Origin of the sequence: Actinomadura sp. KC06 (assembly GCF_004348735.1) — a bacterium.
GTDB lineage: Bacteria > Actinomycetota > Actinomycetes > Streptosporangiales > Streptosporangiaceae > Spirillospora.
This window is the reverse complement of the sequence record NZ_SMKT01000238.1, coordinates 1-9,476: the sequence shown is the minus strand read 5'-3', so window position 1 is coordinate 9,476 and position 9,476 is coordinate 1. Positions and strand designations below refer to the sequence as shown.

At 71.5% G+C, this 9,476-nt stretch carries 10 protein-coding genes; 4 read left to right on the top strand and 6 right to left on the bottom strand.

Annotated features, from left to right (window positions below; translation table 11 throughout):
* The coding region (locus E1287_RS39775) for a D-alanyl-D-alanine carboxypeptidase (RefSeq protein ID WP_131970739.1) at positions 1-1,290 on the top strand (1,290 nt) is incomplete at its 5' end.
* Between the two features lie 21 nt (positions 1,291-1,311).
* On the opposite strand, the gene E1287_RS39770 is transcribed toward E1287_RS39775, so the two are convergent.
* The 3 genes from E1287_RS39770 to E1287_RS39760 are packed head-to-tail and all read right to left on the bottom strand — an operon-like array spanning position 1,312 to position 4,708.
* On the bottom strand, positions 1,312-2,736 hold the full coding sequence (locus E1287_RS39770) for an aspartate aminotransferase family protein (protein ID WP_131970737.1): 1,425 nt from the start codon (positions 2,734-2,736) through the stop codon (positions 1,312-1,314).
* On the bottom strand, positions 2,726-4,066 hold the full coding sequence (locus E1287_RS39765) for an MFS transporter (protein WP_131970735.1): 1,341 nt from the start codon (positions 4,064-4,066) through the stop codon (positions 2,726-2,728). The genes E1287_RS39770 and E1287_RS39765 overlap by 11 nt, the downstream gene beginning before the upstream one ends.
* A 33-nt stretch (positions 4,067-4,099) precedes the next feature.
* Positions 4,100-4,708 carry a TetR family transcriptional regulator gene (locus E1287_RS39760; RefSeq protein ID WP_131970733.1) on the bottom strand — a complete coding sequence of 203 codons (609 nt, stop codon included), beginning with the start codon at positions 4,706-4,708 and terminating at the stop codon, positions 4,100-4,102.
* A 182-nt stretch (positions 4,709-4,890) separates the two neighbouring features.
* Here E1287_RS39760 and E1287_RS39755 point away from each other — a divergent pair, with 182 nt between their 5' ends.
* Both E1287_RS39755 and E1287_RS39750 read left to right on the top strand, forming a co-directional pair.
* Complete coding sequence (locus tag E1287_RS39755; protein WP_131970731.1) at positions 4,891-5,712, top strand: alpha/beta hydrolase; 822 nt, start codon at positions 4,891-4,893, stop codon at positions 5,710-5,712.
* Positions 5,697-5,879: a hypothetical protein gene (locus E1287_RS39750; protein ID WP_131970729.1), complete on the top strand. Its 183-nt coding sequence runs from the start codon at positions 5,697-5,699 to the stop codon at positions 5,877-5,879. Before E1287_RS39755 ends, E1287_RS39750 begins: the two co-directional genes overlap by 16 nt.
* Before the next feature lie 35 nt (positions 5,880-5,914).
* Here E1287_RS39750 and E1287_RS39745 read toward each other — a convergent pair whose 3' ends face one another.
* Complete coding sequence (locus E1287_RS39745; protein ID WP_131970727.1) at positions 5,915-7,057, bottom strand: epoxide hydrolase family protein; 1,143 nt, start codon at positions 7,055-7,057, stop codon at positions 5,915-5,917.
* Positions 7,058-7,120: 63 nt separating this feature from the next.
* Between E1287_RS39745 and E1287_RS39740 the strand changes: the two genes are divergently transcribed.
* Positions 7,121-8,083 carry a WYL domain-containing protein gene (locus tag E1287_RS39740; protein ID WP_131970725.1) on the top strand — a complete coding sequence of 321 codons (963 nt, stop codon included), beginning with the start codon at positions 7,121-7,123 and terminating at the stop codon, positions 8,081-8,083.
* A 23-nt stretch (positions 8,084-8,106) separates the two neighbouring features.
* Here E1287_RS39740 and E1287_RS39735 read toward each other — a convergent pair whose 3' ends face one another.
* Positions 8,107-8,736 carry a LysE family translocator gene (locus tag E1287_RS39735; RefSeq protein ID WP_131970723.1) on the bottom strand — a complete coding sequence of 210 codons (630 nt, stop codon included), beginning with the start codon at positions 8,734-8,736 and terminating at the stop codon, positions 8,107-8,109.
* A gap of 67 nt (positions 8,737-8,803) precedes the next feature.
* On the bottom strand, positions 8,804-9,415 hold the full coding sequence (locus E1287_RS39730; RefSeq protein WP_131970721.1) for a TetR/AcrR family transcriptional regulator: 612 nt from the start codon (positions 9,413-9,415) through the stop codon (positions 8,804-8,806).
* Positions 9,416-9,476: the final 61 nt, after the last annotated feature.

Genomic DNA, 9,476 nt, shown 5'->3' with positions numbered 1-9,476 from the left:
CCAATGCCCACCCCAGCGCCCCCCGCGCCTCAAGCCCTGCCCGCGCCTCAAGCCCTGCCCGCGCCGCTCGCGCCACCCACCGAGCCGACCACGGAGCCCAAGCGGGGACGCCGCTGGCTCGTCGTCGTCGCCGCGGCGCTGGTGCTGATCGCCGGGATCGTCGTCGGGCAGCTCGTACGGCCGGTGCCCGAGCCGTCCGTCGACCTGGCCATCGCGTCCAGCCACGCGTTCCCCGGGCAGGCTCCCGCGTTGCCGTGGCCGTCGGTCGGCCAATCTGTCGTCCACGTGGACGGGCTCGGCACGATGGGCACCTCGGGCGGATCGGCGCCGATCCCGACGGCGAGCGTCGCCAAGGTCATGACCGCGTACGTGTACCTGCGCGATCATCCGCTGAAGCCGGGCGAGGCCGGGCCGGTGATGACGGTGTCGCCGCAGGCGGCGGCGCAGATCCCCGAGCGCAAGAGGCGCGGCGAATCGATCCTCGGCGTGACCGCCAACCAGCAGTTGACGCAGCGCAAGGCGCTGGAGGCCCTGCTGGTCATCTCGGCGAACGACGTGGCGCACGAGCTGGCGCGCTGGGACGCCGGAAGCACGCAGGCGTTCGTGGCGAAGATGAACGCGGCGGCCGCGTCGCTGGAGATGACGGGCACCCGCTACACCGATCCGAGCGGCTACCACTCCGGGACGGTCAGCACGGCGGCCGACCAGGTGAAGCTGCTGCGCGCTGCGATGAACGTCCCGGCGTTCGCCGAGATCGTGAACAACCGGACCTACGTCCCGGACGACGGCGGCGAGGTCCGGGAGGGCGGGAACTACCTGCTGGGCCAGTACGGCGTCGTCGGTGGAAAGACCGGATACACGGACGCGGCCGGCGGCAACTTCGTGTTCGCGGCGCGCAAGACCGTCGCCGGTGTGAACACCCTGATCGTGGGCGCGGTGATGGGCCAGAAGTCGCCCACGGCCGCGGGCGCGGTCAACACGGCGGGGCAACTCGTCACGGCGGCCGAGGCGGCGCTGACCGCGGCGACCGTCGCGCCGAAGGGGGCCAGGGTCGCGCAGGTCGACGACGGTCTCGGCGGCATGACGCCGCTGCGTGCCGCGTCCCCGGTGACCGTGGTCGGCTGGGCCGGGCTGACCGTGCCGATCGGCGTCCAGGGCGACCCGCCGCGCGAGGGCGAGACCAGCGAGCGCGTCGCGACCGTGACGGCCGGGGCGGCGCGCGTCCCCCTGGAACTCGGGCAGACGCTGAACGAGCCGTCCCTCCTCAAACGCCTGATCCGCCTCGGCTGACCCCGCGCAGCGCGGCGAGGGTCAGGCGTAGAGGGCGGACAGGAAGCGGATCAGCAGCGCCTCGCGTGTCGCGGGTGGGAGGGCGTTCAGGACGGTGTTCACCGTGGACATCTCCGGGTCGCCGCCACCGGAGAGGTCCACGCCCACGGAGGCCAGGAGGGCGGCGAAGTCCGCGTCGTCCAGGGAGTCGAGGTCGAGGGCGGCGAGGGCCTCGGTCAGGCCGGACGGGACGTCGGGCGGGCCTGCGACACGGGCGGCCTCAGCCGACTCCGCCAGCACCGTGAGGAGCGCGCCGACGTCGCTGACGCCGGTCAGCGTGAAGTGCAGGTTCGGCGGAATTCCCTGGTAGGAGAGCTGAGGCTGGAAGAACCAGCCGCGTGAGCGGGCCTCGTCGGCGATGACGAACACGTCCAGCGCGGGGTCGTCGGACGTGACGGCGACCAGCGGGACGACCGGCTCGCCCAGGACGCGCAAGCCGGGGATCTCGGCCACGCCCGCGATGAGCCGTTCCGCCCCTTTCATAGCGTTCTCGGCGAGGTCGCGGTAGCCCTGCGCGCCGAGCGCGTTGAGGGTCGCCCAGGCGGCGCCGAGCGGTCCGGCGCTGCGGCTGCTCTGCACGCCCGCGTTGATCACGGTGTAGCCGGGCCAGCCTGCCGAGGCGAAGTAGGCGTGGCGGCGCAGCGCCTCGTCCGCGAACAGGACGACCGAGGCGCCCTTGGGCGCGTAGCCGTATTTGTGCAGGTCGCAGGAGAGGGACGTCACGCCGGGCACGGACAGGTCGAACGGCGGGACGTCCCGTCCGGCGTCCCGCAGCCAGGGCAGGACCCAGCCGCCGACGCACGCGTCCACATGGCAGCGGACACCGGCGGACGCGGCGATCGCGGCGATCTCCGGGACCGGGTCCATGACGCCGTGGGGGTAGGACGGCGCGGAGGCCACGACCAGGACGGTCCGGGGCGTCAACGCGGCGGCGGTCGCGGCCGGATCGGCGCGGAACGACGCGTCCACGGGGACGTGCACGACCTCCAGGCCCAGGTAATGCGCGGCCTTGTGGAAGGCCGGGTGGGCGGTCGTGGGCAGGACGATCTGCGGCCGTCCGTCCACGGGATGCGCATCCCTGGCGGCCTTCACGGCCAGCATGATCGACTCGGTGCCGCCGCTGGTGAAAACACCGGAACCACCGCCCAGGCGGGAGGCGACCGCGCCGACGATCCGGCGTTCGAGGGCGACGACGCTGGGGAACGCGGTCGGGTCCAGGCAGTTGACCTCCAGCATCTCCGCGAAGGCCGTGGCGGCAAGGTCGTGCAGGGCCTCGCGTCCGGTGTCGTAGACGTAGGCGGTGACCTGGCCGCCGCGCACGGGCAGGTCGGCGTCCCGCAGGCGGGCGAGTTCAGCGAGCAGTTCGGCGGCCGGGCGGCCGGTCTCGGGGAGGTGGTCAGACGGCATGTTCCGGTGTTTCCTCGATGCGTCGGTGGACGGCGGCCAGCCGGCGGTACGCCAGCAGCAGGGGGACGCTGAGCAGCAGGAGCAGCGCCGGGACGATCGTGAACCCGGCGGTCAGGCCGGTGAGCGCGGAGTCCGGCTGGAGCACGGGCTCGTCGAGGTCGGACGAGCGGAACGACGACGCCGCGAGGATCAGCGCGAAGACACCGGGGCCTAGCGCGAGCGCTCCCGTCTCGGCGGCCGTCCACAGGCCGGTGAAGGCTCCCGACTGCGCGTGCCCGGTCCGTCCCGCGTCGGCGTGGACGGTCTCCGGCAGCAGCGACAGCGGCAGCAGCTGGACGGCCGCGTAGCAGACGCCGATCAGCGCGCTGAGCGCCAGCACGCCCGCCGTCGACGTGATCACCGGATACAGCGCGGCGGCCGTCGCGGCGAGCAGCCCGAGCCCGGCCGCATAGCAGTTGACCAGCCCGTACTTGCGCGACAGCCATCGCCACAGCGGCACCGCGAACGCGCTCGGCGCGACCATGCAGACGAACATCGCGGAGGTGAGCTTGTAGTCGTCCAGCCGGTAGGTCGCCACGTACGGCGCGCCCGCCAGCATGATCGCGACGGCCAGGGTGTGCGCGACGTACGCGCCGAGCAGCATGAAGAACGGCCTGTTCCCGCGCGCGGTGCGCAGCGCCGCCACCAGGCCGAGCGGGCGCGGCCCCGGACGGGACGGTATCCACCGGTTCGCCAGCGTGCTCGCGACCATCGCGGCGCCCATCGCGAGCCCGATCACGGCTCCCATCAGCGCGTATCCGCCGCGTCCACCGCCGCCTGCATCGGCCAGCGCCGGGGCGAGGCCGCCCGCGAGCAGGATGCCGAGCGTCAGGCAGACGACCCGCCACGCCATCGCGCGGCCCCGCTCGGACGGCTCGTCCGACACCTCGGCGGGCAGCGCCACGTACGGCACCTGGAAACAGGCGAAAGCGCTCGCCGCCAGCAGGAACATGATCCCGGCCCAGGCGGCGGCGAACCCGGGAGAGTCGACCGGCACGGCGAACATGGCGGCGAACAGGAACGGCAGCGTCACCGCGCCGAGCAGGAGCAGCCGGGTACGGTGCCCCGTCCGCACGGCCTCCCGGTCACTGGCGGCGCCGACCACCGGATTGAGCAGGACGTCCCACGCCTTCGGCACCACCAGCACCACACCCGCGATCGCGGCGGAAACACCGAGAACATCGGTCAGGTAGTACAGGAGCAGCAGGCCGGGGACGGCCGAGAACACGCCGGTGCCGACCGAGCCGATGCCGTAGCCGAGGAGCCGCCGCCGGGGCAGCACGCCCGTCATCCGCGGGCCGCCGTCATCCGCAGGCCGCCGTCATCAGCCGGCCTGGACGGGCAGGCCGAGCCCGGCGGAGACCAGACGGCGCACGTGGGCGCGGAACCGGGCCAGCTCGCGCGGGTCGTCCCGGCCGTGCCGGCGCCCGTCGGCGTCCAGGACGCCGCCGCAGAAGAACCCGTGGGTGCACCAGACGACCGTCCACACCACGTACTCGACGTCGACGTCGTCGGGCACGACCTTGCGGGCGGCGGCGACGACCATGTCCGTCAGCGGCCGGACGTACTGCCCTTCGAGGTGCGCGACGTCGGAGGCGTCCGACAGCCAGCGGTGCATCCACAGCGCGGGGATCTCCGGGTTGTCGACGCAGAAGTCGATATAGCGGTCGGCGAGGGTGAGCAGGCCCTCCGCGTCCAGCGCGACCCCCGCGAGGGCGTCTTCGAGGGCGGCCCGTTCGGCCAGGTGGGCGCGCTCCATGACGGCGAGGTACAGGTCGCGCTTGCCGCCGACGTGGTAGGCGACGGTGGCGACGTTGAGACCGGCCGCCTCGGCGATCATGCGGGTGGACGTGCCGTCGTAGCCGAGCGCGGCGAACAGCCGTCCGGCCGCGTCCAGGATCCGCTCGCGCCCGCCGGCATCGCTGCTGGTCATTCACCACAAACTAGACGCTCCGCTACGAACCGGTCAATCGTTTGATTGAGGGACGGCGGCTAGGCGTCCCGCATCGCCACAGGTGATCGAGAAAAGGAGGGCGAGGAGGACGACGGTGCGGCATGGCGGTTGCACTCGCGGGGATGACGGTCAGTAGCGGTTCCGATCGAACAGGGGGCATCGTGGATTGGAGCCTGGGCGAAGAGTTCCAGACGCCTGACGGGGTCGTGCGGTGGGCGGCCTTGGGCAGTGGGGACCCGGTCGTGCTCGTCCACGGCACCCCGTACTCGTCCCTCCTCTGGCGGGACATCGCGCCGGCGCTCGCCCTGACCCGTAAGGTCTTCGTTTTCGACCACCTGGGATTCGGCCAGTCGGACCAACGCGAAGGCCAGGACCTCAGCCTGGCCGCCCATGCCAGAAACTTCAGCGGGCTCCTGGACCACTGGGGACTGTCCCGTCCAAGCGTCGTCGCCCACGACATCGGCGGAGCGGTCACGCTGCGGACACTGCTACTGGAAAGGGCGAGCTTCGGGGATCTCACCCTCTTCGACGCGGTGAGCGGCGGCCGGTGGGAGAGAGGCTTGTTCCGGCTCATCCTGCAACAGGCAGAGGTCTTCCGACAGCTTCCCGATTACGCGCACGAGGCGCTGGTGGCCGCCCACCTGCGCCACGCCACGCATGTCGGCTTCCGGCCAGGGGTCCTCGAGGCCTTCCTTGCGCCGTGGCGGGGCCCCGATGGGCAGGCCGCGTTCTACCGCCAGTACAGCCAGATCAAGGAGGCGGACACGGCCGAGTACGAGCATTTGCTAGGCGAGATCTCGATACCGGTGCGCCTCATCTGGGGCCGCGAGGACCGCATCCTGCCCCCGCAGTACGCCGAGTGGCTGCACGAGAAGATCCCGCACGCCGAACTCCACTGGATCGAGGGAGCCGGTCACCTTCTCCAGGAGGACGCACCCGCGCGGCTGATGGCCCACCTCACCGCGAGGTGCACGGCACGCTGAACATGGGCGGGCGCTCGCCTGGTCAGGGGAGCGCTCCGGCCCGGCGGCGAGGCGGTCACCTCGGTCTCGACCCCGCGGTTTACGAGTGGGACGAGATCGAGGCGTCGCTGAACGCCGCCGGGTTTGAGGTCGACGAGGTGTTGGACGTGCCGGACCGGCCGGGTTGAACGGGTCTTCGTGGCCCGCGGGCCCTGACGCGGAGTCAGGAAATGTTGCGGAAGAAGGTGCGGATGTCGTCCACGAGCAGTTCCGTCGCCTCCATTGCGGGGAAGTGACCGCCTTCGGGGAACTCGCTCCAGTGGCCGATCGCCTTCCACGGGTCCATCGCGCGGCGCACGAGCGGGTGGGTGTCGAACACGGCCCATCCGGACGGCACGCCGGAGGCCATCGACAAGTCGACTCCGGAGTGCTCGGCCTCGTAGTAGAACTGCGCGCTCGACGCGCCGCTGCGGGTGAACCAGTACAGGCTGATGTTGGTGAGGAGCTGGTCGCGGTCGACCGTCTCGTCCGGCGTCCGGTGATCGCCGCTGGTCCTGGTCTTGAACTTCTCGGCGATCCACGCGAGCTGACCGGCCGGCGAGTCGGTGAGCGCCGCGCCGATCGTGTCGGGACGGTGGTTCTGCATCTGGAGATAGCCGCGGTCGGCCGCGTCCTCGGTGCGCACCGCCTCGATCTGGGCGATCTCGTCATCGGACAGACCGTCAGGATAGGGGAACTTGTCGCCGACCAACCCGAGCAGCCGGGGGTCGCATCCGATGTGCGTGCCGATGACGCGCTCGGGGTAGAGCGCCGCGAGGCGGCCGGTGGCGCCCGAACCGATGTCGGTGCCGTGGGCCGCGAACCTCTCGTAGCCGAGACGCGTCATGATCTCGGCGTAGGCGTCGGTCGTGCGCGCCAGCTCCCAGCCGGTCCCTGACAGCGGGGTGGAGAACCCGAAGCCGGGCAGCGACGGGATGACCACGTGGAAGTCACCGGTCAGCAGCGGGATGAGCCGCTGGTACTCGACGAACGAGCCCGGCCAGCCGTGGTTCAGGATCAGCGGCGTGGCCTCCGGGTTCGCCGATCGCACGTGGACGACGTGGAACGCCTGGCCGTCCACGACCGTCGTGACCTGGTCGTACTCGTTGAGCTTCTCCTCCTGCGCACGCCAGTCGAACCCGTCGCGCCAGTACTCGGCGAGCTCCTTCAGGTACACCGGCGGGACGCCGCGGCTGAAGTCGCTGCGGTCGTTTCGGCCCGGCACCGGGATCGGCCAGCGCGTGTGTGCCAGCCGGTTACGCAGGTCGTCGATGTCGGCCTGCGGGATGTCGATGCGGAACGGCGTGAGTGCGTTGTTCTCGTCCATGACACCGACGCTCCCAGGCAATGCGGAAGGTTAGCTTCCGCAATCGCTGAAATGATGGAGAGCATGTTGGAGACCTCGGCCCGCCTGCTCGAACTGCTGTCGTTGCTGCAGCTCAAACGCGACTGGACGAGCGCCGAGCTCGCCGGCCGACTCGATGTGAGCACGAGGACCGTACGCGCCGACATCGGCAAGCTGCGGTCGCTCGGCTATCCCGTGGACGCGCGTCCCGGCGTCGCGGGCGGGTACCGGCTGGCGGCCGGGACGGCGATGCCCCCACTGCTGCTCGACGACGATGAGGCCGTCGCCGTCGCGGTCGGGCTGGGTACGGTCGCGACCCAAAGGCTCGGCGTCGAAGAGACGTCGCTCACCGCGCTGGCGAAGCTGGAGCAGGTGCTGCCCTCGCGCCTGCGCCGGCGCGTCGAGGCGGTACGCGAGGCGACGAGCGTCGTTCCAGGGGCTGGACGGCCGCTCGATCTCGCGGTTCTCAGCGCGGTCGCCGCCGCGATCCGCGGCCACGAACGGCTCCGGTTCGGATACACCAAGCCCGGGGGCGGCGAGGGGGCCCGCCACACCGAACCGCAACGGCTGGTGACCTGGGGGCGGCTCTGGTACCTGCTCGCGTGGGATCTCGACCGTGACGACTGGCGGGTCTTCCGTGTCGACCGCATGGTTCCGCACACGCCGACGGGTGAGCGGTTCCGGCCGCGCGTGATCTCGGAGGACGATGTGGTCGAGTACGTCGTCCGGCGCGTCAGCAAGGCGGCCTGGAAGTACCGCGCCCGGGTGCTCGTGCATGCTCCCGCCGCCGAGGTCGCCGCGAAGCTCCGCATCCCGGTCGATATCGAGGTGGTCGACGAGTCCACGTGCCAGGTCGAGCTGGGTTCCGACGACCCGGACCGGCTCGCGCTGTGGCTGACACAGCTCGACGTCGACATCGAGGTGATCGACGGAGACGAGCTCGCGGCGGCGTTCGATCGCCTCGCGACGAGGTTCCACCGCGCGGCGGGCGGCGCATCCACGAGGTGAATCCCGGCCGTCCGAGACAGGTCCTAGGTGCGGCGGGCGCTGGGACCGGCGAACACGGCGGCGGCCCCGAGGCCCAGGTAGATGAGGCCGGTCGCGTACCCCTGCCGCCGCCGGAACGCAGGACGGGCGCGCAGCCACGCACCGATCGAGCCCGCCGCGACGGCGTACACGATGTCGGCTCCCAGGCCGATCAGCGCGGTGACGACTCCCATCGCGACGATCTGCAGCGGCACCGCGCCCGCTTCCTGGTCGACGAACTGCGGCAGGAACGCCAGGAAGAACAGCACGACCTTCGGGTTGAGGACGTTGACGAGCATCCCGTCCAGGAAGACGCGGCGCAGCGGCTGCGGTTCGAGCGCCATTTCGCCTGTCTCATGCCGTCCGCGCAACGCCTTATAGGCCAGAAAGACCAGGTAGGCGGCGCCCGCATAGCGCAGGAGCCCGAACGCGGTCGCGGACGCGGCGACGACCGCGGACAACCCGGCCCCCGCCGCGGCGATGTGGACGACCGTCCCCGCCTCGACGCCGAGCGCGGACGCGATCCCGGCCCGGCGCCCTTCACCGATGCTGCGCGTCGTGATGTACAGATGGTTCGGGCCGGGAATGACGACGAGCGCCAGCGCGGCCAGCAGGAACAGCAGAGGGTTCGTCACCCGAGCACGCTAAGCACCCCATGGCCCACACGACAGGGCCAATCAACGCCGCACCAACAGGACCAATTCACGGGGCGGCGGGCGCGGTGAGCGCCCCCGCCAAGACCAGGCGGCCCGCCGTGCGGACCATCGCGGCGACCTCCTCCACGGGCTGGCGCAGCGACGCGAGGCTGACCAAGGCAGCGAGCAGGACATGCCCGAGGACGAGCTCGACGTCCTCCCGCTCCGGCACCGGGTCGCCGATCGCGGTGGACAGCCGGTCCCGCAGGAACAGGAACAGGACGGTGCGCGCGTCGTCCACGCTGGAGTCGTCCGACGTCACCGCCTGGATGATGGCCGAGGTCAGCGTCGGCTCGTCCGCCGCGACGTACACGATGCGCTCCAGCAGCGCCGTCAGCCGTTCGAGCGGCGTGTCCCCGACCGCGAGCGCGTCTATGTCATCGGTGACGCGGTGCGCCCACGCGGCCGCGACCTCGGTGAGCAGGTGGTCCTTGGTGGCGAAGTACCGGTAGACGGTCGCGCGGGCGACCCCGGCCCGGTCCGCGACGTCGTGCATGGTGACGGCCGGGTAGCCGCCCTCCAGCGCGAGCTCCCGCGCCGAGTCGATCAGCCGCTCCCGCCGCTCCCGCTGGTCCTTGTTCAGCGTCCGCGTGACGGTGAACCGCTCGCCCTCGCCCAAAATGACCGCCTCGTCCGCCCTGCAGTGGCAGCCCCATTCTTCCGCACATCCCCACCCAAAC